This window comes from Algoriphagus lutimaris (genome assembly GCF_017051705.1).
Lineage (GTDB): Bacteria > Bacteroidota > Bacteroidia > Cytophagales > Cyclobacteriaceae > Algoriphagus > Algoriphagus lutimaris.
Genome location: NZ_JAFIDJ010000001.1, coordinates 697,838 through 723,849, shown reverse-complemented (window position 1 = coordinate 723,849; position 26,012 = coordinate 697,838). Strand labels below are relative to the sequence as shown.

Genomic DNA, 26,012 nt, shown 5'->3' with positions numbered 1-26,012 from the left:
CACAAAAAAAGGCTCTCAATTGATTGAGGGCCTTTTTTGAATTCAAAATCCCAGTATTTATAAATCGTATTGTTTCATTTTATTGAATAATGTTTTCCGATCGATCCCCAATTGCTTGGCAGCTTTGGTCCGATTATATTTTACTTCTTCTAATACCTTCCTCAAAACTTCAGCTTCAGCTTCAGCAGCTGCATCTTTCAAGTTGACGGGGGTATGGTTTGAAGATGATCTGTTACTTTTTGATTCAGATCCTGAATCAGTAAAATTAAATTTTCGAGCATAAACTACTTCTGGAGGTAATGCTGAAACGGTCATTTTTTCACCATCGGTTAGGAGAGTTGCCCTTCTGATCACATTCCTCATTTCACGAAGATTACCTGGCCAAACATATTCATTAAACACCTTCATTACCTCATCATCGAACCCTTTCACGGATTTTTTCAATTCTTCATTGGATAGGTGGAGGAAGTGCAATGCAAATGCTTCTATATCGTCTTTTCTTTCTCTTAAAGGAGGAACAGTAATACTAAATTCGTTGAATCTGAAATACAAATCCTCTCGGAATTTATTTTCCTGAACTTCCTTACGAAGGTCCTCATTAGAAGCTACTATAATTCGAACATCAATGGATTTATCCTTCGTCCCACCTATTCTTCTTAATTTTCTTTCTTGGACCAATCTCAACAAACCCACTTGTACCTCATAAGATAAATTAGAAATTTCATCTAGGAATATGGTTCCTCCATTCGCCAATTCAAATTGGCCTGGTTTTTCTGCATGAGCTCCTGTAAATGATCCTTTTTCATGACCCCAGAGTTCGCTACCGGCTAATTCTTTGGTTAGAGCTCCGCAATCCACTGCTATGAAAGGTTTCCCTGCTCTTTCACTTTGATCATGAATTAAGCGGGCTATGTTTTCTTTACCAGCCCCACTTTCTCCGTAAATAACTACACTTAAATTGGTAGGTGCTACCAATTTTACTTCCTTATAAAGTTTTTTGGATTCCTTCCCTGTTCCTTTCAAAAAATCAGATTTAGCCTCTGTCTTTTGGCCCTTCTTATTTGCTTCTGTTTCGGCTTTGTCTAAAGTGACTGTATTTACTTTTGTCTCTTTTTGAACTGCCAAGGCCCGTTCAATTAAACTGATGATTTCATCTGGAATCAGTGGTTTAGTGATGTAATCAAACGCTCCTTTTTTTATAACTTCAACTGCAATTTTCACATCCGCATACCCGGTAATAATAGCTACTTGGGTTCCAGGAGAAATGATTCGTACTCTAGCCAATACATCTCGCCCCTCCATATCCCGTAATTTAAAATCACAAAAAATTAGGTCATAGTACGTGTTTTTAACCATTTCAAGACCGTTTTTACCTGAAATAGTGGTTTCGACATCGTAGCCTTTTTTAGTTAAAAAACGCTCTAATAATTGGCAAATGTCAATATTGTCATCGATTACAAGAATCTTTGCCATGGTGGTAAATATTAATTGTTGAAAATATCTTTTTGAATAACCTGCTCTAATCTTGCTAGGTTAAAAGGCTTACTTAAGAAGTGAAGCGCTCCTGATTGGATTGCTTCTTCTCTGGCTTCTAAATGGTCAAAGGCGCTCATCATGATCACATTTAGTGAATCAAAATCTTGAGACCATTTTTTCAATTCCTTCAAACCATTGCCATCTGGCAAATTTACATCTAAGAAAATTAGGTTGGGATTTCTTTCATTTACGAGTTGCCTTCCTTCAGAGAGGGTCCCTGCGGAAAACACTTCATATCCTTTTCTAGCTAAGAATCGAGATAATAGTGCTCTGATTTCTAATTCATCATCCACTACAAGGATCACATTATTCTTCATCAGGTTTCGGCATTTGAAATGGTTATTCAGAGTACTAAACTCAAATAATTGATTTATTTTTTTTTATTATTATGTCTAATTTGGATTAAAAGAAAAGGTACATTCATTAATTGTACCTTTTCCTTTTTTAATAAACCTTACTTCACTTTTTCTTTAGCATTTTTAGCAGTTTCTTTTGCGGTCTCTTTTGCTGTTTGAAGCGCTGATTTTGTAGCATTCAATCCTTCCTGACTAGCAGAAAGTAATTTTGATTTAAGGTCTGCCGCAATGTTTTGAAATTCTGACAATAGGCTGTTTAATTTCTCTTTTTGAGGTTCATATTGGTCTTTATTCTTATAAAGAAAAGCACCGATCATTGCACCTGTTATTAATCCGCCTACCCAAATGGTTGTTGTTTTTACCTGTTTGTTCATGTTCTTAATGGTTTAAATGTTAGCTTTTTTAAGATTAAACGTAAGTCTTTAAAGCCTGATTCGATTTTAAGGAGATATCTTTAAAATATATGGAGAGGTTAAATCCCCCTACCACTGATAAGTCTAAATAAAACTGCAATAACAGCCAAAACTAGCAGTACGTGAATTAATCCTGACGCACTATAAGCGAATACTCCAATCAGCCAGCCAATGAGGAGAATCACCGCGATAAAATATAATAGAGAACTCATGGTTTTAGTGGTTATGGTTTAAGTTTTATTTGATTCTTTAGATTCAATGCTCATGCCCATATGTCAAAAATTCGAAAAAAGGGGCTTAATTTGGTAAGAAAGCAGGTTTTAGACCTCTATCGATGTCATCTTAACCCGGTAAACTCCGAGATATGAGAAATAAATTCCCCAATTCTGGGAATTCCCAGCTATTTGAAAGCACCAACTTATCCATGAATCGAATTAAGTTATATTCCATCATTTCTCTTTTTTTAATCATCGTAGGAAGTGGTATCTCCTATTGGACTTCTGAGAGAATCGGATTCTACACTTCAGCTTTGATGGAAACTCAGGATATCCTCCAAAGAACAAGCGAACTTTATGCAAGTATTTTAGAACGGGAAACCAATATTAGGGGCTTTGTGATATCTGGGGAAGAAGAATTTCTTACCAATTACAGGCAGTCTTTGATAGATGCTCAAATGCTTTTGGATAAATTAAAGGATCTCACGATTGATAATCCAAAGCAGCATCAAAACTTAGAAGTTCTAGAAGATCTAATTAAACAACGGGTAACCGCCTTTGAGGAAACTATTTCTTATTATCATGAAAATGGAAGTTTAGAGGGGTTTTTAAATTCTGGTAGAGTCGATAATGCCCTAAGTGGATATAGAACCATCAAGCAGGCAGTCACCACCATTAATGATGAAGAGAATAGGTTATTTGTGGAGCGAAATAGGTCCCTACTTAATAATATCAATGCCCTTCCCTTTATCGTTGGTTTAATATCTCTATTCTCAATTTCTGTAGGCTTTGTCACCTTATTTTCAATATTTCATTACAATAAGGTTCAAAAAATTGCCTCGAGAAGAATCAAAAATTATCAGGAACAGCTACAAGAACAGCTCTATTTGTTGGATGACTCCAATAAGGAATTAGAGCAGTTTGCTTATGTTGCTTCACATGACTTACAGGAGCCACTTAGGAAAATAACTGCATTCTCAGATTTACTGGTTGAGCAATATTCCGACACTCTTAAAGGTGAAGGAGCGCTGTACCTGAATAGAATCACGGTGGCGGCAAATCGAATGAGAAGACTCATAACGGATTTATTGGAGTATAGTCGGGCTGGAAGAATTACCAATGAGGAGGAAAAAGAAATCGATCTTCAAAATGTCTTAGAAATTGTTTTAGATGACTTGGAGATCGCTATTGTTGAGAAAAAGGCAAAAGTTGAAGTGGGAACTTTCCCAAAAGTAATCGGAAAAGAGACCGAGTTCAGACAAGTGTTTCAAAATTTGATTTCTAATGCTTTGAAATTTTCAGATCCTAAGAAAATACCCGAGATCAAAATTAACTGCGATGAAGCTCCCAATGAAGAAATAAAGAGTATTGTTCAGTTAGACCCAGAACTTTCCTATTACAAGATTACAGTGGAGGATAATGGAATTGGTTTTGATGAAGGATATTCAGAGAAAATTTTTGCCATTTTCCAACGTCTTCATGGAAAAGAAGCTTTTGAAGGAACTGGAATAGGTCTTTCTATTTCAAAGAAAATCATTGAAAAATCTAACGGTACTATTCAAGCAAAAAGCGAACCTGGGGTAGGTTCAATATTTACGATTTATTTGCCAGTCATTCCATCTTAAAAAGTCAGTGTACCAAATGACATTTGTGCCATATATCAATAAATAACTCACACAATTATTTTATTTGCAAAAAACTAATATCTTCTTGTGCCTTTAATAAACATCTATGTTCGTGAAAAAGCCAATTAACATTCTTGTCGCAGAAGATGATGATGATGACAAATTACTGATCATAAAAGCTTTTCAAAAAACGCTGCCAAAAGAAAACGTCACCTGTGTCGAAGATGGAGAGGCATTACTTCAGTACCTTAAAAGATCTGCTCCTTTTGATGATTTGAATAATTATCCTGTTCCTGATATCATTTTACTTGATCTGAACATGCCTAGAAAGGATGGCAGGACTGCACTTGCTGAAATCAAAAGTCATGAGGATTTTAAAAAAATACCAGTGATCATTTTCACTACATCCAATCTGAAAGACGATATAGAAACTACTTACAAAATGGGTAGCAATAGCTACATCACTAAACCTGGCACTTTTGAAGGGCTGGTAAAAGTGGCTAAAGAAATTGAAAATTATTGGTCTAATACAGTCATGTTACCTCTCTAAATAAACTATTAAGCATGAGTTCTGAAACCATTCGCATTTTATATGTTGATGATGATCCGGATGATTTATTCCTTTTTTCTACCATTTTAAAAAAAATTAATGAAACCAATTATCAGATTGAATCCGCAGCTTCTTACGAGGAAGCGCTTGAGAAATCCCAAGAGCGCTTTGACGTATACCTTGTGGATTACAAACTTGGTAAAGCAACCGGATTAGAGCTTATCCAAGAAATAAAATCAATTCAAAAACATGCCCCAGTGATTATGCTGACGGGCATGAATACAGGTGCAATTGATAAAGAGGCTCTTCAATTAGGGGCCTCTGATTATTTAATCAAGGGGGAATTTGATGCGAGAACGCTAGACCGTACTTTGAGGTATGCAATTCGGGATTCCCAATTAATGGAATCACTAGATAGTGCTGCCATTAAATTTCGATCCATCTTTGAAAGAGCAGGAGATCCCTTTCTATTAATGGATGGAACAAGTAAAATACTGGAAGCTAACCCTATTTTTATCTCGAAATTTGGGATTGAACCTCATTCAGAAGAATCTGGATTAGGTTATTTTTTTTCCGACTTTATAGAGGACCAAGTATCTAGGTTGATTTTAATGGACGTTTTGGGTAAAAAATCTGACTTGTATGATTTAGAAACCGTCCTGAAAATAGACAATGACACACGCATCAATGCATTAATCAGTATTGCCAAGCAGGATGCCAACCTTTTTCAAGTGCTAATCAAGGATCTAACAGCCATGAAAGCAAAAGAAGAGGAAGAATTAAATCTTAAAAAATTCTCTTCTACGGGAAGGATTGCTAGGTTGCTAGCCCACGAAGTTAAAAATCCGCTTACTACCATTGTTTTATCTGCTGATCAACTTCAAATGGAGCTACCAGAGAATATCTTGAAAGAAAGCGGAGATCTAATTGAAGTAATCCAGAGAAACTGTAATCGAATCAATCAATTGGTTACCCAATTATTGGAAAGTACCAGGTTTACCGAGTTAGATATTGCCAATCACTCCATCAATGATCTTTTAAATGAGGCTTTGGAGGAAGTAATGGATCGAGTCCAAATGAAAAACCTGAAGATCACAAAAGACTTTCAAAATGATATTTGCAAAATCGATGTAGATGCTGAAAAAGTAAAAATCGCGCTTATTAACCTATTGGTAAACGCCATCGAGGCTATGCCTGAATCTGGAGGAAAGCTGTTTCTTAAGACCTACATTAAAGGAAAGCAGTGCAGAGTTGAATTAAAAGATAATGGAGTGGGTATTCCTAAGGAAAATTTGGAAAGATTATTTGAGCCATTCTTTACCAGTAAAAAATCCGGTTCTGGCTTAGGGCTAACCAATACTCAAAACATCATCTTAAGCCATGGAGGCTCCATACGCGTAAAAAGTGAAGAAGGAGTTGGAACCACATTTTTGCTAAGCTTTAATTTGAGTTCTTGAATTCATTTGGTGGTAGTGAAATAATAATTCGCATGGATTTTCAAGGAATATTAGAAAACTTCGAATTCAACCATTGGAGCTTCCATGTAGCTGTTCCTGAAGAACTAGCTAATGAATTACTAAAAAAGAACCAAAGAAGAGTGTTGGTCAAATTCAATCAAGTAGGGCCATATCATATGGCTTTGATGAAAGCCAAAGCGTATTGGTATATTTTAATTAACCATTAAATCCGATCCAAATTAAAATTAGAGTCTGGAGATTCACTTTCCATTTTTATAGAAAGTGATTTTAGTGAATTTGGACATAAATTACCTGAAGAGTTTCAGGTATTAATGGACCAAGATGAAGAGGGAAGTAAGTATTTCAAATCATTGACACCTGGTAAACAAAGAAGCTTAGTATATCTAGTTACTAAAGTGAAAAATCCTGAAAGCAGGGTGAAGAAGTCACTAGCCATTATGCATCATCTCAGATTATCTAAAGGAAAATTAGACTTCAAACAATTAAATGAACTGATTAAATATTACAATAATTTGTGATAGAAGTGTTTCGGAACAACAAGTAGGCTGGTTAAGTTTTAAACAAATTATTTCGAATACCTATGAAGGAATCAATCCCTTATCTACTTATTTTTTTACTTGTTTTTACCATCGTAGCTTGCCAAGATAAAGATGATCAAGAAGCCGATTTAAGTAAATTCAGAGAAATTGCCTACAACTATCTGGACGATTCAACTCAAGAGACCATTATAGGAAATTGGAAGAAGGCTTTTGTGAGAAAAAATAGAAATGGCAATTATGAAGTTCTTTTTAATACAATTTACGATGCACTTTTAGGTCCAATAGTGATAGAAATTGATGGAAAAACAAGAGAAGTAATTGGAATCTACCCAAGAGATTAGAAAAGATTTCAATTCAATAAAAAGAGGGCAATGCCCTCTTCATTTTTAATCCTCATTTATTTTAAATTTTTCCCTTCTTGCAGCTTTGTTCGACTCTTTCTTAGGTCTACTAGCGCCAAAAGTCCCTCTGTTGGTTTTACCTTTTTTAGTTTTCATATCTCCTTTTCCCATAATTATTTTGGTTTAATTTGATTCATTTGAAGGTAAAAAACTGATAAAAAAATGTCAAGCCTTGAGACGCTGGGACAATGGGGATTCATGAATTAAAACTATCTTTCCCTTCTAAATAGTAATTTTACTTTGGGATGACTAAGAAACAATTACCGGAAATAAATTGTGATTTAGGGGAAGGTATACCCTTTGAAGAAAAGATTTTTCCGTGGATTGATGCCGCTAGTATCGCTTGCGGAGGACATTATGGAGATCGATCCAGTATTTATCAATCTCTACAGTTGGCAAAAAAATTCGGAAAGAAAGTAGGAGCCCATCCCTCCTACCCAGATCGAGAAAATTTTGGTAGGCAATCCATTTCGATCACCAATGAAGATTTGATCCAAAGTATTCAAACGCAACTCAAATTGTTTCTTGATGTCGTTAATGAATTGGGCTTCATTATGGACCATATTAAATTCCATGGGGCTTTATATAATGATTCAGCAAAAAGAGTAGATCTTGCAGAAACGTTGACAAACTTCCTCTTAAAGAACTATCCTCAAACACCGATTTTCACTCCCCCAAATTCTGAAATGGAAAGGTTTTGTCTAGAAAAAGGTTTAACAATTAGGAGAGAGGTTTTTGCAGATAGAGCATACCATTCAGATTATTCCTTGGTATCAAGAAATGTAAAGGGTTCCTTGCTAAGTGATTTGAATAGCATCAATCATCAATTGGACCCTTTATTTACCAAAGGTGAACTAATCTCAATAGAAGGTACACATTTACCCATTCAAGCAGATACTTTATGCTTTCATGGAGACAACCCAGGCTTGGATTCATTTCTTTCAGCAATTAGACAAACCTGGTGGACATGAAACCGATCCACTCCATCATAACCACTACACTTTCCGAGATAAAATGGAGCCTGGAAATTTCCGACCTCCTTTTACAAAAACAGTTAGCGCTTAAAAGTATTCTTGAAAACCATTTTCAAAAAAACATCTTAGAGATAGGGGTTGGATTCAAGACTCTGGGAATCTCTTGGAAATCCAAATTTCCTTTTAAGGAGGTTCAAGCTCTTATTGATCAATTTGAGGAAATGGAAGAATATGCTCCTCTTTCTAACAAGGTCTGGCAAATCCCTGCCTGCTATGATTTAGAACTCGGAAGAGATTTAGAAAATTTAGCTTCTGCCAAAGGTTTAGAAGTGAAAGCCTTGATTGACCTTCATTCAAAAAATAACTACCGATTACATTTCTATGGGTTTTTACCTGGGTTTATGTATTTGCAAGGCTTGCCTGAAGTACTTTTTACTCCGAGAAAATCACTTCCAGATGCCAGTGTTCCAGCTGGATCCATTGCTATTGGAGGAAATCAAACGGGAATTTATCCAAGTGTTAGTCCCGGAGGGTGGCATTTAATTGGGCAAACACCGATCATTCTTTTTGACCCATCAAACACCCCACCAGTTTGGGCCAGTCCGGGTGACCTCATTAAATTCAACCCTATTTCCATAGAAGAATTCAAGTCGATTCAACAAAATCCTCAACAACCAGTTTGGGAAAAATGAAGGAAAATCCATACATGACTATTTTACGAACTGGTCCGGGTACAAGTATCCAAGATCTTGGCAGAGAGGGTTTGGGACAATACGGAATTCCGGTATCAGGGGTGATGGATAGCATTTCCATGCGTTGGGTAAATCACATATTACAAAACCCGGAAAAGGAAGCCGTTCTGGAAATTTCTCTACCTGGGCTAAAGGTACACTTTGGATCTCCCACCATAATCTGCATCGCAGGGGCAAAAGCCAACATCACGCTAAACGACTCCCCTATTAAATCTGAAGGTTTATTTTTAATCAATGAAGGTGATGTACTTAGTTTTGGCTCATTTATTATGGGATCTCGGTTGTATTTAGGAGTAAAAAAAGGGTTTAAGGTACCTATCGTACTTAACAGTAAAAGTTCCTATCAAGGAATAACTGAATCAGGAATGTTGAAAAAAGGAGATCAGCTAGAATATTCATCTATTCATGAACATCAAAACCCAACATGGTCCACTGTAAAATTTGATCGAAGTTGGATGGATTCCAACACCATAGAAGCATTTCATGGCCCCGAGTGGGGAGAGTTGGCTGATAAAAACAAGGACAAGATCCAAAACGGCGTTTTTACCATTTCAAAACTTCAAAATCGAATGGCAATCCAATTGGAAGAGCTTATTCCAAACTTATTAATTGAAATGTCTACAGCTGCAGTATATCCGGGTACCGTCCAATTAACATCTGGTGGAAAACTAATTATTTTAATGAAGGATGCACAAGTCACAGGAGGCTATCCAAGAATCCTTCATTTACCTGAAAAATCGATCGCCCAACTCTCCCAAAAATCACCCAACCAACAATTTATTTTTAAAATTATCAATTTTGAATAGGTGAAAAAAAGGAAAAGACTTAAACAATTTTTGAAATTATGCTCAAAAAAACCCGCTTCAAATTTGAGCAAAGTAAAATAGCCTGCTATCTTAACATATCATTATTTCAACCCAAAGACCATGGACGCTGGCTTAGAATCAAAGATTTTGTCACAGGGAATGAACCCTGAAGTTGTTAAACAACAAATTAGCCATTTTGAAAATGGCTTTCCTTTTTTACAAATAGTAGCACCTGCCACTCCTGGCAATGGCATCAAAGTATTAAGTGAAAAGGAATTATCACATTTTAAAAACACCTACCCTGAAAAGGCCTCCCAAATAGAAGTAGTCAAATTTGTACCTGCTAGTGGTGCTGCTTCGAGGATGTTTAAAGACCTTTTTGCATTTCTGGAAGGAGATGGAGATTTAAGCAAATCTGCTTTTGTTCAGAAATTCATGAATAACATCGAAAAGTTCGCCTTTTATGATGATTTAAATGATGTTTTAAAATCCCAGGGAAGTAGCATCAACCAAAAACTGGACAGTAAGGATTATAAAGGAATTTTAGCCGCATTGCTAGATTCAGATGGTTTAGCTTATGGAAGTCTTCCTAAAGGTTTATTGAGATTCCATACCTATTCTGAGGAACGAAGAACTCCTGCACATGAACATCTGATCGAAGGAGTTCAATATGCTACTGGAGCTGGAAATACCGTTAAGATTCATTTTACCGTATCGCCTGAGCATGAATCAAAATTCAAATCAGAGATCGCATCGGTCTTACCAAAATTGGAAAAAGAAAACGGAATCAATTTTGACATCAGTTACTCCCAACAAAAAAAGTCTACGGATACCATTGCTGTCAATATGGACAACACTCCTTTTATTGAAGATGACGGTAGTATTCTGTTTAGACCTGCAGGGCATGGAGCCTTATTAGAAAACCTAAACGATATATCAGCTGACCTCATCTTCATTAAAAATATTGATAATGTGGTGCCTGATCGATTGAAAGGAGATACCAAAGATTACAAAATGGCCATAGGAGGACTCTTGTTGGAAATTCAGGAACGGGTCTTTGAAGCATTGTTGAGACTAAAAAACCAACAAGATGATAATGCGGTAAGCCACGCCGAACATGTGCTAAAACACCATTTAGGAATTAAATTCCCTGAATCATATGAAGGCAAATCTTCAGTAGAAAAAACAACCTATTTAGAATCAAAATTGAATAGACCACTAAGGGTATGTGGAATGGTGAAAAATACTGGTGAACCGGGGGGAGGACCTTTTTGGGTGAAAGATTCAGATGGTTCACTTTCTTTACAGATAGCAGAAACCGCTCAGATAGACTTAAATGATCCTGAAGCTAAAAAGCATTTCCAGGGATCCACTCACTTTAATCCGGTAGATTTAGTCTGTGGTACCAAGGACTTTGAAGGCAATGATTTTGATTTATTAAAGTACCGGGATATGATGACTGGATTTATTACTGAAAAGTCAAAAAGTGGAAAAGAGCTAAAAGCATTGGAATTACCTGGACTTTGGAATGGTGCGATGGCGGGATGGAATACCTTATTCGTAGAAGTTCCAATCATCACTTTCAATCCCGTGAAAACCGTAAACGATTTACTAAGAGACGAACATCAGTAAAATCTGGTATCTCAGTTTGATCACTGAAAATAAAAAGCTGAAATTGATACATCGGTCAATTTCAGCTTTTTTTATGGGCATTTTTTTTATATCCGGGTAACGATTCATCCATTCCCTACCCAAAAGCCCTAGCAGTAACCATTTTCAGCGTTAAGATTTTAAACTTCTTACCTCCTACTCTTTCCTACTGCAAATTATTACTGATGCTTATTCCCTCTTACCTGCGTACAGATCATATTTCAGTAGTCGGCAATCAATGGTTCCATTCCAGAACTCAATCCTTCTACTGGCCTTTAATCCTACTTTTTTAGCCAACTCCATATTACCTGTAAAAATATATCCTCTATACCCAGCACATTTCTGCTTCATATAGTCCCCCATCCTTTTATAGGTTTCTTCCAATTCCAACGACTCTCCAAGTCTTTGCCCATATTCAGGATTGAAAATCACCACTCCCCTGGGTCTTTCTGGGATCTCTGTCTCTGCAAAATCACAAACCTGAAACTCAATCATATGATCTACTCCGGCTACGATGGCATTTTCCTTAGCAAAAGCAATAGCCTGCAATGAAATATCAGAAGCGATGATTTTTACTTCAGGTACCTCCATGATTTTATTTTCCAATTTTCTCTTTTTGGCCAAAAATGCTTCTTCTTGATACCCTAAAATGTATTGGAAAGAATAATTGTCACGATACAAACCAGGGTATCTTTTGGTGGCCATCAAGGCTGCTTCAATGGCTAAGGTCCCTGAACCGCACATGGGGTTAACAAATGGAACACGGGTATTCCATTCCGTTGCATAAATAGTAGCTGCTGCCAAGGCTTCTAACATGGGAGCTTTACCTGGGATTTTTCGATATCCGTGTTTAGCGATCGTTTCTCCGGAGGTATTGATATACATGGAAGCCTGTCTGTCTTTCCAGTAAAGTTGTAGAACCAATCCTTGAAAATCCGATCCTGAGTCAGGCCTTCTTCCTGTTTTTTCCCTAAATCGATCCACGATGGCATCCTTCACCCGAACATTCACAAACATAGGATTATTGATGCTCTCGTTGTCAACAACCGAATTCACGGAGAAATATCCATCTACATCTAAAAACTCTTCCCAGGGAATCGTTTTTATCTTTCGGTATATATCATCTGCATGTTGCAGATAAAAGGATTTAATTTCAAAAAGTACCTGGGAGGCCGTTCTTAAATGGAGATTCAAATCCATACACTCTTCCAAACTGGCCTTAAGTTCTATCCCTGTTCTGGATACGGATTCAGGAACAAACCCCAGTTCCCGCACTTCCTTCTCGAGGTAGGAGGCAAAACGATCTTTACAAGTAATAAATACTTTTCCTCTTTGGTCAAAATCAAGCATGCGCAAAAGTAAGAAAGTTCATCCGATTCTTAATCCATTCAAAAAACTGAACTTTCGCTCATCTTATTTTTTCGCAAATACTCGCAAACGATTGCGTAAATTGAAGTCTATCGAAGTTGTTCGGAATGCGCGAAATAAGGAATTTTAACCATTCCCAAAATTTAAAATTTATGAAAAAAATAAAAACCCTATTCATTCTGTTACTATCTGGCACCACTTTATTCAGTTGCGCTACCGAGCCTAAAGTAGAGGATGATTGGAGAGACCTGTTCAATGGTAAGGATCTTACTGGTTGGAAACCGGTGGCTGGAACGGCCACATTTGAGGTGGTTGATGGTGTTATAGAAGGTTCCGCTGTAGCAGGTTCGCCGAATACTTTTCTAATTACCGAAGAGACATTTGGAGATTTTATTTTAGAGTTGGATTTAAAAGTTGAGGATTTGACCAGTAATTCAGGTATCATGGCCCGTGGTCAATTTGATCCAGCAGGAAGAGATGGAAAAGGATTGGTTTATGGTTATCAGATAGAAGCAGACCCAAGCGACCGAGCATGGTCTGCCGGAGTGTATGATGAGGCTAGAAGAGGTTGGTTATACCCTTTGGATCTGAATCCAGCAGCTAAATCTGCTTTCAAAATGGGAGAATTCAACCATTATAGAATTGAAGTCATTGGAGATGAAATCAAAACCTGGTTGAATGGACAAGAAGTAGCTTACGTCGTAGATGACACCGACAAAAAAGGTTTTATAGGACTACAGGTACACAGTATCAGAAATCCTGAGGACGAAGGAAATAAATCCTATTTCAAAAATGTGAGAATCAAAACCACCAACCTGGATCCTCGACCTTTTGACAAATCTATTTATGTGGTTAACAACCGTCTGAATGAGCTGACAGAATATGAAAAGAATATCGGTTGGAAATTACTTTTCAATGGACAAAACTCTGAAGGATGGAAAGGTGCTTACAAAGAAACTTTTCCTGATTTTGGTTGGTCCGTAAATGATGGGATTTTAACCATTGCAGCTTCTGACGGAGGCGAGTCCTCCAATGCTGGAGATATTGTCACGACGGAGGAATATTCTGCTTTCGACCTTGGTTTTGAATTCAGACTTACAGAAGGTGCAAATAGTGGATTGAAATATTTTGTTACCTTATCAGAAGGAAATTCTGGTTCTGCCATCGGATTGGAATATCAGATTTTAGATGATGAAAAACATCCAGACGCTAAAATGGGTATTGCAGGCAATAGAACACTTTCCAGTTTGTATGACCTTATTACTGCTGATAAGCAACCTCGCTTCATCAAACCTATTGGAGAGTGGAACAAAGGACGTGTGGTAGTAGAACCAAACAATCATGTCACTCATTATCTGAACGGGGTAAAAGTATTGGAATATGATAGAGGTTCCCCCGAATACAGAGATTTGGTTGCTAAAAGCAAGTATGCTAAATGGGACAATTTCGGAGAAGCAGATCAAGGTCACATCTTATTACAAGACCATGGGAATGAAGTTAGCTTCAAGAATATCAAGATTAAAACGTTAAAATAAGCCCAAAACGAACATGAAAAACAATAGAAGAGAATTTATCAAAAAATCTGCCGCGGCAACTGTGGGCCTTTCTGCTTTGGGAAGTCTAGGTTTTTCAGCCAAAAGTTATGGAAATATTATTGGCGCAAACGAGCGAATCAATGTTGCTATTGCGGGTTTAGGAAGGAGATTAGGAGCATATTATGAGCCGATTAAACTTCCAAAAACCAATGTGAATCTGATGTATTTATGCGATGTAATGGAATCTCAAATGACCAAAGCAGCGCAGAACTTCGCCAAGCATATTGATTACCGACCCAAACTGGAAGGGAATATCATGAAGGTTTTGGAGGATAAAGAGGTAGATGCCTTAATCAATGCAACTCCAGACCATTGGCATGCCCCAGGCACTTGGTTGGCATCTGAGCGAGGCAAACATGTATATGTAGAAAAACCCTGTAGCCACAACCCCAAAGAAGGTGAGATTCTTATTGCGATCCAGAAAAAATACGGCAATGTCATTCAGATGGGAAATCAGCAACGGTCTGCACCTGAAAGTATTGAGATTATCAAAGCCATTCATGCGGGGGCTATCGGTAAAGTTTCCATGGCAAAAGCATTCTATAGTAATAATAGAGGTGCAGTAGTGAACCCCACTCCTGCCGCTCCACCAGAAGGATTGGATTGGGAAATGTTCCAGGGTCCCGCCCCTCGACGTGCATACACCCATAATACCTGGGATTACAATTGGCATTGGTATGGTTGGGATTACGGAACTGCAGAAACAGGCAACAATGCCACCCATGAATTGGATGTTGCCAGATGGGCACTTCAGGTAAATTACCCAAGTAAAGTTTCTACCGTGGGAGGAAAATTTCATTTTCCTGAAGACGGATGGACCATGTATGACACGTTGGAGTCCACCTATGAGTTTGAAAATGGAAGCGTAATTCAATGGGATGGAAAAAGTAGAAATGGATATAGCACCTATGGATCAGATCGAGGAACTATCATTTACGGCTCAGAAGGATCAGTTTATGTTGATCGAGGTGGATACAAACAATTCGATCGATCAGGAAAACTGGTAAAGGAAAATTTATCTGCCAACAACGAAGGAGGAACCCAATTAGGTGGTGGTGGAGATATGAGTACCATTCATGTGGCCAATTTCTTTGAAGCGATTCGAGGAAAAGAAAAGCAGAATTCTACAATAGAGGAAGGTGCTGTAAGCACACTATTATGTCACTTAGCGAATATTTCTTATCGAACCGGTGAATCTTTGATTTGTGATCCATCTAATGGGCACATTACCAATTCTTCCAAAGCAAAAGCCCTTTGGTCAAGGGAATATGAAAAAGGTTGGGAGCCGCCAAAACTATAAATTCTCTTATTTAATTATTACTAAACACCTGTTATACTTTATATATTTTATAACAGGTGTTTTTTATTGTATAAACTATATTAAATCAAAAAGTCAATAAAACATACTTTAAATTTTTATTAAAGCATTAACTAAACTCAATATTTAAAAAAAACACAAATAATCGACCTAATTTTTGAATTCCGAATCTTCATTACAAGAGCCTGATTTTTTGCCATTTATAATCGCGCAATCGATTGCGTAAATGTATCACTATACATGCTTGAATACATTCCTTTTTTACCATAATTTGAAAATAATTAATTCTACTAATCACAGATATTTTTTTCTAACGGTTACTAGATATTCCTAAACCCTTTTTAACAACTTAAACCCCAAAACTATGAGGCCTAAATTTTACACTTACCTAATGGTAGTGCTGCTTTTGCTCTCGGGTGTTACTCACACTTTTGCGCAAGAAGCTCAAGTAACAGGTACCGTTCTTGATGAGACTGGTTTCCCCTTACCAGGAGTTACCATCTTAGTAAAAGGTACCACTAGAGGTGCAACCACCGATTTAGATGGAAAGTATTCGATCGCTGCATCTAGTAACGAAACCTTGGTTTTTTCCTTTATAGGATACACTCCAACAGAGGTAGTGGTTGGAAACCAGTCAGTTATCGATGTCACACTAGACCCGGATCTAGCAGATTTGGAAGAAGTGGTAGTCGTTGGTTACGGTACTGCCAAGAAAAGTCAATTGACAGGTGCGATTTCATCTGTGGGATCCAAAGAGATCCAGGAATTACCGATTACAGACGCGAGACAAGCTTTACAAGGGAGAGCTGCAGGTGTGGATGTAACACAACCAGGATCTAAGCCCGGATCAGCCCCACAGGTTAGAATTAGAGGTAGAAGATCTTTCAACGCCTCCAATGAACCTTTGTACGTGATTGATGGAATTCCAGTAGTGGGTGGATTAAATGATATCAACCCTCAGGATATTACTTCTATGGAAGTCTTAAAAGATGCATCTGCAACTGCTATTTATGGTTCCAGAGGATCAAATGGTGTGGTATTGATCACCACAAAAAGAGGGAATAGAGGAAAAACAATCGTTTCCGTTGATTCCTATTATGGTGTAAACAAAGAATTGGGAAGAATTGATGTCTTCAATGGATCTGAATTCGCAGAATACAAGAGAGAATCCAGAAGAGCCAGTGGAGAATACCCTGATGGACCTGCCACTCCACAGGCTGATGAGTCTTTATTTGAGCCTGTTGAATTAGAGGGTATCTCTTTAGGTAGAAGTACTGATTATGTAGGTGGCTTATTAAGAAATGGAGCTATTCAAAGTCATCAAGTTGGTGTAAGTGGAGGTTCTGATAAAACCACCTTCTTTGTTTCTGCCAACTACTTTAATGATAAAGGTGTCATTAAAAATCAAGATTATACGCGATATACTTTCAGAGCAAATATTGACCATTCTATCAATAAGAAAATCAAATTTGGTACCTCTACCTTGGTTTCCTTTAGTGAGAGAAATGGCGCAAACTTCAACCCACTTGGAGGTGCTTTAGCAGAAAATCCATTGGGCAAGCCATTTGATGACGAAGGAAACATCATCTTCTTACCCACTTCAGATGGTTTAAGAACCAACCCATTCGCTGAAATTGTACCAGGTGCTCAACAGGATTTGACCAAAAATTACAGAATCTTCAATAGCATCTTCGCTAATTATGAAATCATTCCTGGCTTAAATTACAGGTTGGTATTTGGTCCAGATATCACCATTAGTAGAGCAGGAAGATTCACTGGATCCCAAACGAATGCAAGACGTGGTGGTGATGCTACAGGTAGTGTGAATGATCAATTCACGTTCAACTATACTTTGGAGAACATCCTAACTTATACCAAGACCTTTAATGAAAAACATAACTTGAATATTACTGCACTCCAGTCTATTCAAAAGGACCGTTTTGAACAAACTACGGTAAGTGTTCAAGGTATTCCTGCAGAATCTCAATTATTTCATAGACTTGGTGATGCTTCTTTAATTACTGGCGCTAATACCAATTTGAGAGAATGGGCTCTGATGTCTTTTATGGGAAGAGTAAATTACGATTTCAAAAACAAGTACCTTTTGACCGCGACGTTGAGAGCTGACGGTAGCTCTAGATTTGGTGAAAACAACAAGTTTGGTTATTTCCCTTCTGTAGCTCTGGGTTGGAATATCCATTCAGAAAGCTTTATGCAAAATTCATCAACAGTAGATCAATTGAAGTTTAGAGCATCATATGGATCCATCGGTAACCAAGCGATCAACCCATATCAAACTCAGGCATTGTTAGGAAGAACATCCTATGCTTTTGACAATACAGCTGCTTTTGGATACAGACCAAATACCATTGGTAATCCAGACTTGAGATGGGAATCTTCAACGACTTTTAACCTAGGTTTAGATTTTGCTCTTTGGAAGAGTAGAGTATTTGGTTCATTGGAATATTACATCACTAATACTTCTGATTTGCTTGCTCCACAACCACTTCCAAATTCCACAGGATTTGGAGGATTTACCACCAATATCGGTGAGACTCAAAACCGAGGTTTAGAATTAACCCTCTCTACTTTGAACATCGAAAAAGGTGATTTCATGTGGTCAACTGACTTCATTTTCAACAGAAACCGTGAAGAAATCATTTCCTTACCAAATGGAGATGATATTTCTGCAGGAAGATTCATTGGTCAACCTTTGACCATCTTTTATGATTGGAATAAAATTGGGATTTGGCAATTGTCAGAAACTGATTTAGCGACTTCATTTGGGGACAAACCAGGTGAAATCAAGATTGAAGACGTCAATGGAGATGGCAAAATCAATGCAGATGACAGACAATTCTTAGGTTCTGTGGTACCTGATTTTGCATTGGGTATGACTAACCGATTTACTTATAAAGGTTTTGACCTTTCCTTCTTCCTATATGGTAGATTCGGATTTATGATCCGTTCTCAATTCCACACTAGTAACAATACTTTAGCGGGTAGATATAACAACTTGGATGTGGATTATTGGACTCCTGACAATCCAACCAACGAGTTCCCTCGACCAAATGTGAACCAAGAAAGTGCAAAATATGCAAGCTCAATGCAATATTTTGATGGATCCTTTATCAAAGTGAGAAACATCAATTTCGGTTACAATTTCACACCTGAAGTTGTAAGTAAAATCGGATTTCAAAGCCTTAGAATCTATACTAGTATTCAACAACCATTCATTTTTGCTGAATATAGATCCAAGTACAAAGGAATTGATCCAGAAGTGTTTATGGATGGAGAACAAGGCGTTGCGGCAGGAACAGTAAATTCCAACGTCTCTCCTGCAGTTACTTCTTTCACATTTGGTATTAATGCAAAATTCTAATCGATAATGAAAAAATTAGCAATAAAATTAAACACCTGGGCTAAATCTACAGCCCTCCTCATTGGGATATCAGCCATGTCTGCTTGTAGCGGATTTCTAGACGAGGATGTTGTATCGCAAATTGGGAATGATTATCTCAGTACACCAAAAGGTTTAAATGACGGGGTAAATGCAGCGTATAGCACCATGCGAGCTTGGTACGGTACTGAAAGAGGAAATAACTTCACCATTTTCGGTACAGACTCCTACACCAACGGGGCTGATGGTTCCTGGAAATTCATGAACACGTACACAAACCAGTTTGACTCTCAAAATGGTCATGTACGGCAATTGTGGGATGAGTTTTACTCAGGAATCAACACTTGTAATGCAGTAATTGATAGATCTGCAGAAGTAACAGGAGTGCCTCAAGAAGTGTTGTTACAAAGAATTTCTGAGGCGAAGTTCATTAGAGCACATCATTACTTCATCTTGGTTCAATTATTTGGTGGAGTGGACTTACAACTTTCTGAAACATCTGTTCCTACCAAAGAGGTGACAAGAGCATCGGTTGCAGCAGTATATTCTGCAATCATCCAAGATTTAGAAGAAGCAATACCTAATCTCGAAGCAAAAGCAAAATCCTCTGATTATGGTAGAGCAACAAAGCCTGCTGCAGAACACTTGTTGGGAAGAGTTTACTTAACCAAAGCAACTTCAGAAGCAGGAGAGGCCTCTGACTATGCAAAAGCTGAGACTTTATTCCAAAGTGTGATTGACAATTATGGATTCGCTTTATTACCTAATTTTGGAGATGTTCATGCCTTTGGAAATGAAATTAATGAGGAGGTAATCTGGTCTACTCAATATACCTATGACCCATTAACAACAGGTGGGGGTAATAACTCGCATGTGTTTTTCTTAATGGAATATGATGTTCAGCCTGGAATGCAAAGAGACGTTTTTAATGGTCGTCCATTCAAAAGATTTAGACCAACGGATTATACATTAAATGTGATTTTCGGTGACCGGGAGAATGATTCACGCTATAAAAACTCCTTTGTTGATTTCTTCCAGTCAAATAAACCAGGCACGTATAACACGACGTTTGATAAATCAAAAGAGACCGTAACTTTTGCTGCTGGTGATACCACGATATGGTTACCAGGTTATAATATGTCAGAATCTGAGCGTGCAAAATATCCATATCAAGTTCTGACTCCTGAATTATATACAGAAAGATTATTCCCAGGTCTAAAAAAGCATAAGGATCCAGGAAGAGCGGATAGAACTCAATTTGCTGGAGGTAGAGATTATATCGCTTTTAGATTGGCTGACACCTACCTTATGTTAGCTGAAGCTCAATTCCGTCAAGGTAAAATAGCTGCTGCTACTGAAAACATCAATATGGTCCGAAGAAGAGCAGCTTTCCCAGGGAAAGAAGCAGCAATGGAAATTTCCGAATCTGAATTGACCTTTGAGTTCATCACTGAAGAAAGAGAAAGAGAATTACTTGGAGAGCAAAGCAGATGGTTGGATCTAAAAAGATGGGGGATTTTGGTTGAAAGAGTGCGAGCTTATAATCCTCAAGGGGCTCCCAATATTCAAGATTTCCATGTGTTGAGACCGATTCCTCAAAACCAAATTGATAGAGCGGAAGGCAATGCAAGTGCATTCCCTCAAAACCCAGGTTATTAATTGTTGATAGGGTTGTTAATGCAAAAAGCTGTTTCGAATTCGAAACAGCTTTTTTTATGGACTGATTTATTCATAACTAGAATTATTCTGCCATCGTAGATGCACGAATGGTAAGCTTGGAAGGAAAGGTAATCACTTCATTTGGCAAATCAGGTTGATTGACCTTGGTCAATTTTTTCATCAGGATTTTGGCACATTCCTCCCCTATACAGCAAGCTGGTTGGGAAATGGTGGTCAAAGAAGGGTTTAACAATCCTGCAATCCCCATATTTGAAAAACTGATCACTTTTAAATCTTCTGGAATTCTCACATTGGCCTTTTTAGCCGCTTGATAGGTGGCCAAGGCCAATTTCTCTACCGATGCCAAGATGCCATCTGGCCTATTTTCTTTAGATAAAAGTTCTTTAAGAATCTCTATATTCCGTTCCTCTTTTTGACAACAAACTTTACTGAATTCAGGATTATGCTCAATCCCCGCCTCTTTCAAGGCAGCAAGAAAACCTCGATGTCTCTCTTTAGTGATAGATATATCCTCCGAAAGCATTAAAAATGCAGGACGTTTACACCCCTGCTGAATCAAATGTCTTGTCGCTTCTAATGTGCTTTGATAATCGTTAGTGATAAATTTTGTGGTAGGTATTTCACTACAGATTCTATCAAAAAATAAGATGGGCAAGCCTCTATCGTACAATTTTCTAAGATGTGAAATATCACTCGTTTGACTTGAAACCGACATGACTATGGCATCAGCTCTTCCATTCAATAAAACCGAGACAATCTTTTTCTCTCTTTCCACATCTTCGTGGGTACAATATACCAATAGATGATATCCATGTTCCTGCGTAATCGACTCAATTCCATCAATTACTTGAGCAAAGAAATTGTTGATTCTCTCAGGAATAATTACTGCTATAGTTTTGCTTTTATTTTCCCTTAGACTCCTTGCAAAAGGATTGGGATGATAGTTCAGCTTTTCAGCCATACTTAAGACCTTTTTCTTGGTCTGCTCACTGATTTCGTAGCTATCATTCAAAGCTCTCGAAACCGTAGAGGGTGCTAGATTAAGCTCAGCAGCCAGCTCCTTTAGACTTATACCGGAAACCATCCTTTAGATTTTTTTTGGGTTAATAGAAATTGGCTGATAAATTACAAAGGTTCCATGGTATTCCCCCTATTCCACTCATATAAAATCGAAAACGATTGCGTATTTTCTTCCGAATTTGGTCGTAAATCAAGGTAAATTGAAACGTTTTTAACTTCTAAGGATCGAGCACCTCAGCTTATGCAAACAATAGAAACTCAACATGCATTCTTGTCAGAAGATTTTCTTTTACAAAATAAGTATGCTAGTATACTTTATCATACGTATGCTAAAAATCAACCCATCATAGATTATCATAATCACCTCCCTCCTAGCCAAATTAATTCTAATCAAACCTTTGAAAATATTTCAAAAATATGGTTAGCTGGAGACCATTACAAATGGAGGGCAATGAGGACACTTGGAATTTCTGAAAAATATATCACGGGAGATGCTACTGACCGGGAAAAGTTCCAAAAATGGGCTGAAACTGTCCCTTACACCCTAAGGAATCCTTTGTACCATTGGACTCATTTAGAACTAAAGCGATATTTTGGAATAGAGGAATTGCTCACAGGTGAAAATGCGGATAGAATATATGATCAAACAACAGAAATGCTACAAGGTCAGGATTTCTCTACATGCTCTCTTCTGAAGAAAATGAATGTTGAAACGGTGTGTTCTACAGACGATCCCACTGACACCTTGGAAGAACATGTACAATTCAGTAAAAAAGAAAACGATTTGGATTTGTATCCCGCATTTCGTCCGGATAAAGCATACGCTGTAGAAAATTTAGAAACTTACAATCAATACCTTCTCAAACTGGGAGAATTAACTATAGGTAAGTTGATTTATAGTTTTGAAGAATTGATTCAGGCCTTGGAAATAAGAGTACAATATTTCCATGATAGAGGGTGCAGAGTATCAGATCATGGACTAGAACAACTTTCTTATTTCGAAAATGATCTTTCCTATGATATGGATGGATTATTAGAAATGCTTCGCTATGGAAACACTCTTCTTCCAGAGCAGGTAAGTTTCTTCAAATACCGAGTATTAAAAGAGCTTTCAAAAATGTATCATGCCAAAGGCTGGGTTCAGCAATTTCACTTAGGTGCATTAAGAAACACCAATACTAGAATGCTTCAAGTGCTAGGTCCAGATACTGGCTTTGATTCAATTGGTGATTTTGATCAAGCAAAATCCTTGGCTAAATACCTCAATGCTTTGGACTCTACAGACCAACTTTCAAGAACAATTCTGTATAACCTTAACCCTAGAGACAATGAAGTCTTGGCAACAATGATAGGTAACTTCAACGATGGTTCTATCAAGGGAAAGATTCAATTCGGTTCAGGTTGGTGGTACATGGATCAGAAAGATGGGATGGAAAAACAAATCAATACCCTTTCCAATATGGGCTTGGTCAGTTGCTTTATTGGCATGTTGACTGATTCAAGAAGTTTCCTATCCTTTCCTAGACATGAATACTTCAGAAGAATATTATGTAATCTATTTGGAAAGGATGTTGAGAACGGAGAATTACCATGGGATGAAGCATGGCTTGGTAAAATCATTGAAGATATTTGTTATAAAAATGCCAAGAATTACTTTGACTTCCATCCAAATAACATCAATTATTAAATATGAGTAACACCATATTTTCCTTGCAAGGAAAAAAAATAGCTTTCTCTGGAGCAACTGGAGTATTAGGCAAAACCATGAGTATTCACTTGGCTAAAGAAGGGGCTGACCTTTTAGTAATTGGCAGGACTCCGGCTAAAGTAGATGAATTGGTAGCTGAAGTGAAAAGCGAAGGAGGAAGTGCCTGGGGCTATATAGCGGATGTAACCAATGAAACTGACCTTACGGGTATCGTTGCCCAAATTGAAGCAGATCATGGCTATATAGACATATTAATCAATGCCGCAGGAGGTAATATGCCTGGAGCAGTCATCACTCCTGATCAAAGCTTTTTGGATTTAGACACCAATTCTTTGAAAAAAGTAATGGATTTAAATTACTTAGGAACTGTACTTCCCACCAAAGCACTGTTGCCATTAATGCTAAATAAAAATAAAGGGAACATCCTTAATATTAGCTCCATGGCTGCAACGAGACCTATGACAAGAGTATTAGGCTATGCCTCTGCCAAAGCGGCTATCGACAATTTCACAAAATTTATGGCGGTAGAACTCTGCTCCAAACATGGAGCAGGTTTTAGAGTCAACGCGATCGCTCCGGGATTTTTCTTAACAGAGCAAAACAAAACCTTGTTAACGGAAACAGACGGAAGTCTTACACAGCGAGGAAATCAAATAAAAACACATACGCCAATGGCAAGATTTGGAAAGCCTGAGGATTTGTTGGGAGCCCTACAGTGGCTTTGTAGTGATGCGTCTGAATTTGTAACTGGAACCATTATACCTGTGGATGGAGGTTTCAGTGCCTATTCAGGAGTTTAAAGAAATAGTAAAAGATTCGCCAATTGTGCAAATTATCTAACTCTAAATACCAAGTATTAACATATAACCCTCAGTTTTATGGCCTATAAAATGGAGCAAACCATGCGTTGGTATGGCCCAAATGACCCTGTAAGTCTTCAAGACATTCTTCAATCAGGAGCTTCTGGAATTGTCACCGCCTTGCATCATATTCCAAATGGTGAAGTTTGGACAATCGAAGAAATTCAAAAAAGAAAAGACATTATTGAAAAAGCAGGTCTAACCTGGTCAGTAGTTGAATCTATCCCAGTTCATGAGTTAATAAAAACCAGAACGGGAAATTTTAAAGAGCTCATTGAAAACTATAAGCAAAGTATTCGAAATCTGGCTTCTGTAGGGATTCATACGGTATGTTATAACTTCATGCCTATTCTTGATTGGACCAGAACCGACTTATTCCATACCCTTCCCAATGGGGCGAAGGCTTTGTTATTTGAGAAAAAAGCAGTTCAGGCATTTGACTTGTTTATTCTTAAAAGAGAAGGTGCAGAGGCCGAATATTCCTCAGAAGAAATCCAAGAGATCAAAGCATATTATGATGCCTTGAGCCCTGAAAAGCACCAATTGATCATCGACAATATATTAAAAGGACTTCCTGGTTCGGAGATCGGCTATACGCTCGAAGAATTCAAGGCTATGCTGGAAACCTACGCCGGTATTGATGCCCCCAAGTTAGCCGAACACCTCAAGTTATTCTTAGATGAAATTGTGCCGGTGGCTGAAGAAAATAAAGTGTATTTAGCGATTCACCCTGACGACCCTCCATTCCCACTTTTTGGTCTTCCTAGAGTGGTATCTGTCGCTTCAGATGCAAGAAGATTGATCACAGATCAACCAAGCCCTTACAATGGTTTTACCTTTTGTACCGGTTCTTATGGAGTGAGAGCGGACAATGACCTTCCAGCAATGGTCGCTGAATTCGGGGATCATATCCATTTTATCCATTTGAGAAGTACCAGAAGAAAAGAAAATGGGGATTTCTTTGAGGATAATCATTTGGACGGAAATGTTCCAATGGTAGCAGTTATTGATGAAATCCTTAAGGTTCAGGAAAAAAGAGGCAAATCCCTGCCGATGAGACCAGACCATGGACATCAAATGTTAGATGATCTAAACAAAAAGACCAACGCTGGTTATTCTGCCATTGGGAGACTCAAAGGCCTCGCAGAAATCAGAGGAGTAGAAGCCGCATTATTGTACAACAAATCAAAATGACAGAAAAGGAGAAAATGCTTGCAGGAGAATGGTATCTCGCCGCTGACCCAGAGTTGGTGAGAGAAAGAATGCATGCCCGTAAACTCCTAAAAAAATTGAACGATTCTGCCCCCGAAGATCCTGAATTTCGGGTGCAGTTGGTTAGAGAGTTATTGGGAAAAGCTGGGAAAAATATTTGGATAGAGCCTCCTTTCTTCTGCGATTATGGATATAATATCGAGGTTGGAGATGATTGTTTCTTCAATTTTAACTGTATAGTCCTAGATGTCACACCTGTAAAGATGGGAGATCGGGTCTTAATTGCTCCTAATGTTCAATTTTACGCAGCTACCCATCCCACAGAAGCGAAAACCAGAGGTGAGCTTTGGGAATTCGGCAAGCCTATTACCATTGGTTCTGATGTTTGGATTGGAGGTGGCTCTATTATCTGTCCTGGCGTGACTATAGGTGATAAATCCATTGTTGCCGCAGGGTCAGTGGTTACCAAAGATGTTCCACCAGGGGTGATTGTAGGTGGAAATCCAGCCAAGTTTATCAAAGAAGTTCCTCCTTCAAATTAATAACCTATCTGCAA

Annotated in this window: 25 protein-coding genes; 18 read left to right on the top strand and 7 right to left on the bottom strand. The window is 37.9% G+C overall.

Annotated features, from left to right (window positions below):
- Positions 1-57: 57 nt before the first annotated feature.
- The 4 genes from JYB62_RS02885 to JYB62_RS02870 all read right to left on the bottom strand — a co-directional run bounded on the left by JYB62_RS02885 (position 58) and on the right by JYB62_RS02870 (position 2,517).
- A complete protein-coding gene (locus tag JYB62_RS02885) occupies positions 58-1,473 on the bottom strand; it encodes a sigma-54-dependent transcriptional regulator (protein ID WP_205643934.1) in 1,416 nt (471 codons plus the stop codon).
- Between the two features lie 11 nt (positions 1,474-1,484).
- Positions 1,485-1,853, bottom strand: a complete 369-nt coding sequence (locus JYB62_RS02880) for a response regulator (protein WP_205643933.1) — start codon at positions 1,851-1,853, stop codon at positions 1,485-1,487.
- 137 nt (positions 1,854-1,990) lie between these two features.
- Entirely contained in the window at positions 1,991-2,266 is a 276-nt protein-coding gene (locus JYB62_RS02875) for a hypothetical protein (RefSeq protein ID WP_205643932.1), read from the bottom strand.
- A 98-nt stretch (positions 2,267-2,364) separates the two neighbouring features.
- Entirely contained in the window at positions 2,365-2,517 is a 153-nt protein-coding gene (locus tag JYB62_RS02870) for a lmo0937 family membrane protein (RefSeq protein WP_205643931.1), read from the bottom strand.
- A gap of 152 nt (positions 2,518-2,669) precedes the next feature.
- Here JYB62_RS02870 and JYB62_RS02865 point away from each other — a divergent pair, with 152 nt between their 5' ends.
- The 6 genes from JYB62_RS02865 to JYB62_RS02845 all read left to right on the top strand — a co-directional run bounded on the left by JYB62_RS02865 (position 2,670) and on the right by JYB62_RS02845 (position 7,053).
- Entirely contained in the window at positions 2,670-4,145 is a 1,476-nt protein-coding gene (locus tag JYB62_RS02865; protein ID WP_205643930.1) for a sensor histidine kinase, read from the top strand.
- Positions 4,146-4,251: 106 nt separating this feature from the next.
- A complete protein-coding gene (locus JYB62_RS02860; RefSeq protein ID WP_205643929.1) occupies positions 4,252-4,695 on the top strand; it encodes a response regulator in 444 nt (147 codons plus the stop codon).
- A gap of 14 nt (positions 4,696-4,709) precedes the next feature.
- Complete coding sequence (locus JYB62_RS02855; protein ID WP_205643928.1) at positions 4,710-6,152, top strand: hybrid sensor histidine kinase/response regulator; 1,443 nt, start codon at positions 4,710-4,712, stop codon at positions 6,150-6,152.
- Positions 6,153-6,184: 32 nt separating this feature from the next.
- On the top strand, positions 6,185-6,379 hold the full coding sequence (locus JYB62_RS19815; protein ID WP_243431428.1) for a hypothetical protein: 195 nt from the start codon (positions 6,185-6,187) through the stop codon (positions 6,377-6,379).
- The gene (locus tag JYB62_RS19810) at positions 6,380-6,691 is read left to right on the top strand and encodes a YdeI/OmpD-associated family protein (protein WP_317194657.1); all 312 of its coding nucleotides are present in this window, start codon (positions 6,380-6,382) and stop codon (positions 6,689-6,691) included.
- 62 nt (positions 6,692-6,753) lie between these two features.
- Positions 6,754-7,053 carry a hypothetical protein gene (locus JYB62_RS02845; RefSeq protein ID WP_205643927.1) on the top strand — a complete coding sequence of 100 codons (300 nt, stop codon included), beginning with the start codon at positions 6,754-6,756 and terminating at the stop codon, positions 7,051-7,053.
- Between the two features lie 45 nt (positions 7,054-7,098).
- Here the strand turns inward: JYB62_RS02845 and JYB62_RS02840 are convergent, their stop codons facing one another.
- The gene (locus JYB62_RS02840; RefSeq protein WP_205643926.1) at positions 7,099-7,224 is read right to left on the bottom strand and encodes a 30S ribosomal protein THX; all 126 of its coding nucleotides are present in this window, start codon (positions 7,222-7,224) and stop codon (positions 7,099-7,101) included.
- Between the two features lie 134 nt (positions 7,225-7,358).
- Here JYB62_RS02840 and JYB62_RS02835 point away from each other — a divergent pair, with 134 nt between their 5' ends.
- The 4 genes from JYB62_RS02835 to JYB62_RS02820 all read left to right on the top strand — a co-directional run bounded on the left by JYB62_RS02835 (position 7,359) and on the right by JYB62_RS02820 (position 11,277).
- Entirely contained in the window at positions 7,359-8,084 is a 726-nt protein-coding gene (locus JYB62_RS02835) for a LamB/YcsF family protein (RefSeq protein WP_205643925.1), read from the top strand.
- Positions 8,081-8,779 (top strand): 5-oxoprolinase subunit PxpB, encoded by a 699-nt coding sequence (pxpB, locus tag JYB62_RS02830; RefSeq protein ID WP_205643924.1) that lies wholly within the window; start codon positions 8,081-8,083, stop codon positions 8,777-8,779. Before JYB62_RS02835 ends, pxpB begins: the two co-directional genes overlap by 4 nt.
- Positions 8,780-8,793: 14 nt before the next feature.
- On the top strand, positions 8,794-9,645 hold the full coding sequence (locus JYB62_RS02825) for a 5-oxoprolinase subunit C family protein (RefSeq protein ID WP_205643923.1): 852 nt from the start codon (positions 8,794-8,796) through the stop codon (positions 9,643-9,645).
- A 120-nt stretch (positions 9,646-9,765) separates the two neighbouring features.
- Positions 9,766-11,277: a DUF4301 family protein gene (locus JYB62_RS02820; protein WP_205643922.1), complete on the top strand. Its 1,512-nt coding sequence runs from the start codon at positions 9,766-9,768 to the stop codon at positions 11,275-11,277.
- Positions 11,278-11,484: 207 nt separating this feature from the next.
- On the opposite strand, the gene JYB62_RS02815 is transcribed toward JYB62_RS02820, so the two are convergent.
- Positions 11,485-12,645, bottom strand: coding sequence for a THUMP domain-containing class I SAM-dependent RNA methyltransferase (locus JYB62_RS02815; RefSeq protein WP_205643921.1), 1,161 nt, complete (start codon positions 12,643-12,645; stop codon positions 11,485-11,487).
- 170 nt (positions 12,646-12,815) lie between these two features.
- Between JYB62_RS02815 and JYB62_RS02810 the strand changes: the two genes are divergently transcribed.
- From JYB62_RS02810 to JYB62_RS02795, 4 genes are all read left to right on the top strand, one after another.
- Complete coding sequence (locus JYB62_RS02810; RefSeq protein WP_205643920.1) at positions 12,816-14,198, top strand: 3-keto-disaccharide hydrolase; 1,383 nt, start codon at positions 12,816-12,818, stop codon at positions 14,196-14,198.
- Positions 14,199-14,211: 13 nt separating this feature from the next.
- Complete coding sequence (locus JYB62_RS02805; RefSeq protein ID WP_205643919.1) at positions 14,212-15,558, top strand: Gfo/Idh/MocA family protein; 1,347 nt, start codon at positions 14,212-14,214, stop codon at positions 15,556-15,558.
- Positions 15,559-15,940: 382 nt separating this feature from the next.
- The gene (locus JYB62_RS02800) at positions 15,941-18,958 is read left to right on the top strand and encodes a SusC/RagA family TonB-linked outer membrane protein (RefSeq protein WP_205643918.1); all 3,018 of its coding nucleotides are present in this window, start codon (positions 15,941-15,943) and stop codon (positions 18,956-18,958) included.
- A 6-nt stretch (positions 18,959-18,964) separates the two neighbouring features.
- Entirely contained in the window at positions 18,965-20,635 is a 1,671-nt protein-coding gene (locus JYB62_RS02795; protein WP_205643917.1) for a RagB/SusD family nutrient uptake outer membrane protein, read from the top strand.
- Positions 20,636-20,717: 82 nt separating this feature from the next.
- Here the strand turns inward: JYB62_RS02795 and JYB62_RS02790 are convergent, their stop codons facing one another.
- Positions 20,718-21,740, bottom strand: coding sequence for a LacI family DNA-binding transcriptional regulator (locus JYB62_RS02790; protein WP_205643916.1), 1,023 nt, complete (start codon positions 21,738-21,740; stop codon positions 20,718-20,720).
- 177 nt (positions 21,741-21,917) lie between these two features.
- On the opposite strand from JYB62_RS02790, the gene uxaC reads away from it, so the two are divergent.
- From uxaC to JYB62_RS02770, 4 genes are all read left to right on the top strand, one after another.
- Entirely contained in the window at positions 21,918-23,363 is a 1,446-nt protein-coding gene (gene uxaC / locus JYB62_RS02785) for a glucuronate isomerase (protein WP_205643915.1), read from the top strand.
- A 2-nt stretch (positions 23,364-23,365) separates the two neighbouring features.
- Complete coding sequence (locus tag JYB62_RS02780; RefSeq protein ID WP_205643914.1) at positions 23,366-24,184, top strand: SDR family oxidoreductase; 819 nt, start codon at positions 23,366-23,368, stop codon at positions 24,182-24,184.
- A gap of 78 nt (positions 24,185-24,262) precedes the next feature.
- Complete coding sequence (uxuA, locus tag JYB62_RS02775; RefSeq protein WP_205643913.1) at positions 24,263-25,438, top strand: mannonate dehydratase; 1,176 nt, start codon at positions 24,263-24,265, stop codon at positions 25,436-25,438.
- A complete protein-coding gene (locus JYB62_RS02770) occupies positions 25,435-25,998 on the top strand; it encodes a sugar O-acetyltransferase (RefSeq protein ID WP_205643912.1) in 564 nt (187 codons plus the stop codon). The genes uxuA and JYB62_RS02770 overlap by 4 nt, the downstream gene beginning before the upstream one ends.
- The last annotated feature ends 14 nt before the right edge of the window (positions 25,999-26,012 follow it).

What these genes read in the sequence shown, in the direction of transcription:
- JYB62_RS02885 (WP_205643934.1), bottom strand. Translation starts at nt 1,473, where the DNA reads ATGGCAAAGATTCTTGTAATCGATGACAATATTGACATTTGCCAATTA.
- JYB62_RS02880 (WP_205643933.1), bottom strand. Translation starts at nt 1,853, where the DNA reads ATGAAGAATAATGTGATCCTTGTAGTGGATGATGAATTAGAAATCAGA.
- JYB62_RS02875 (WP_205643932.1), bottom strand. Translation starts at nt 2,266, where the DNA reads ATGAACAAACAGGTAAAAACAACAACCATTTGGGTAGGCGGATTAATA.
- JYB62_RS02870 (WP_205643931.1), bottom strand. Translation starts at nt 2,517, where the DNA reads ATGAGTTCTCTATTATATTTTATCGCGGTGATTCTCCTCATTGGCTGG.
- JYB62_RS02865 (WP_205643930.1), top strand. Translation starts at nt 2,670, where the DNA reads ATGAGAAATAAATTCCCCAATTCTGGGAATTCCCAGCTATTTGAAAGC.
- JYB62_RS02860 (WP_205643929.1), top strand. Translation starts at nt 4,252, where the DNA reads ATGTTCGTGAAAAAGCCAATTAACATTCTTGTCGCAGAAGATGATGAT.
- JYB62_RS02855 (WP_205643928.1), top strand. Translation starts at nt 4,710, where the DNA reads ATGAGTTCTGAAACCATTCGCATTTTATATGTTGATGATGATCCGGAT.
- JYB62_RS19815 (WP_243431428.1), top strand. Translation starts at nt 6,185, where the DNA reads ATGGATTTTCAAGGAATATTAGAAAACTTCGAATTCAACCATTGGAGC.
- JYB62_RS02845 (WP_205643927.1), top strand. Translation starts at nt 6,754, where the DNA reads ATGAAGGAATCAATCCCTTATCTACTTATTTTTTTACTTGTTTTTACC.
- JYB62_RS02840 (WP_205643926.1), bottom strand. Translation starts at nt 7,224, where the DNA reads ATGGGAAAAGGAGATATGAAAACTAAAAAAGGTAAAACCAACAGAGGG.
- JYB62_RS02835 (WP_205643925.1), top strand. Translation starts at nt 7,359, where the DNA reads ATGACTAAGAAACAATTACCGGAAATAAATTGTGATTTAGGGGAAGGT.
- pxpB (WP_205643924.1), top strand. Translation starts at nt 8,081, where the DNA reads ATGAAACCGATCCACTCCATCATAACCACTACACTTTCCGAGATAAAA.
- JYB62_RS02825 (WP_205643923.1), top strand. Translation starts at nt 8,794, where the DNA reads ATGACTATTTTACGAACTGGTCCGGGTACAAGTATCCAAGATCTTGGC.
- JYB62_RS02820 (WP_205643922.1), top strand. Translation starts at nt 9,766, where the DNA reads ATGGACGCTGGCTTAGAATCAAAGATTTTGTCACAGGGAATGAACCCT.
- JYB62_RS02815 (WP_205643921.1), bottom strand. Translation starts at nt 12,645, where the DNA reads ATGCTTGATTTTGACCAAAGAGGAAAAGTATTTATTACTTGTAAAGAT.
- JYB62_RS02810 (WP_205643920.1), top strand. Translation starts at nt 12,816, where the DNA reads ATGAAAAAAATAAAAACCCTATTCATTCTGTTACTATCTGGCACCACT.
- JYB62_RS02805 (WP_205643919.1), top strand. Translation starts at nt 14,212, where the DNA reads ATGAAAAACAATAGAAGAGAATTTATCAAAAAATCTGCCGCGGCAACT.
- JYB62_RS02800 (WP_205643918.1), top strand. Translation starts at nt 15,941, where the DNA reads ATGAGGCCTAAATTTTACACTTACCTAATGGTAGTGCTGCTTTTGCTC.
- JYB62_RS02795 (WP_205643917.1), top strand. Translation starts at nt 18,965, where the DNA reads ATGAAAAAATTAGCAATAAAATTAAACACCTGGGCTAAATCTACAGCC.
- JYB62_RS02790 (WP_205643916.1), bottom strand. Translation starts at nt 21,740, where the DNA reads ATGGTTTCCGGTATAAGTCTAAAGGAGCTGGCTGCTGAGCTTAATCTA.
- uxaC (WP_205643915.1), top strand. Translation starts at nt 21,918, where the DNA reads ATGCAAACAATAGAAACTCAACATGCATTCTTGTCAGAAGATTTTCTT.
- JYB62_RS02780 (WP_205643914.1), top strand. Translation starts at nt 23,366, where the DNA reads ATGAGTAACACCATATTTTCCTTGCAAGGAAAAAAAATAGCTTTCTCT.
- uxuA (WP_205643913.1), top strand. Translation starts at nt 24,263, where the DNA reads ATGGCCTATAAAATGGAGCAAACCATGCGTTGGTATGGCCCAAATGAC.
- JYB62_RS02770 (WP_205643912.1), top strand. Translation starts at nt 25,435, where the DNA reads ATGACAGAAAAGGAGAAAATGCTTGCAGGAGAATGGTATCTCGCCGCT.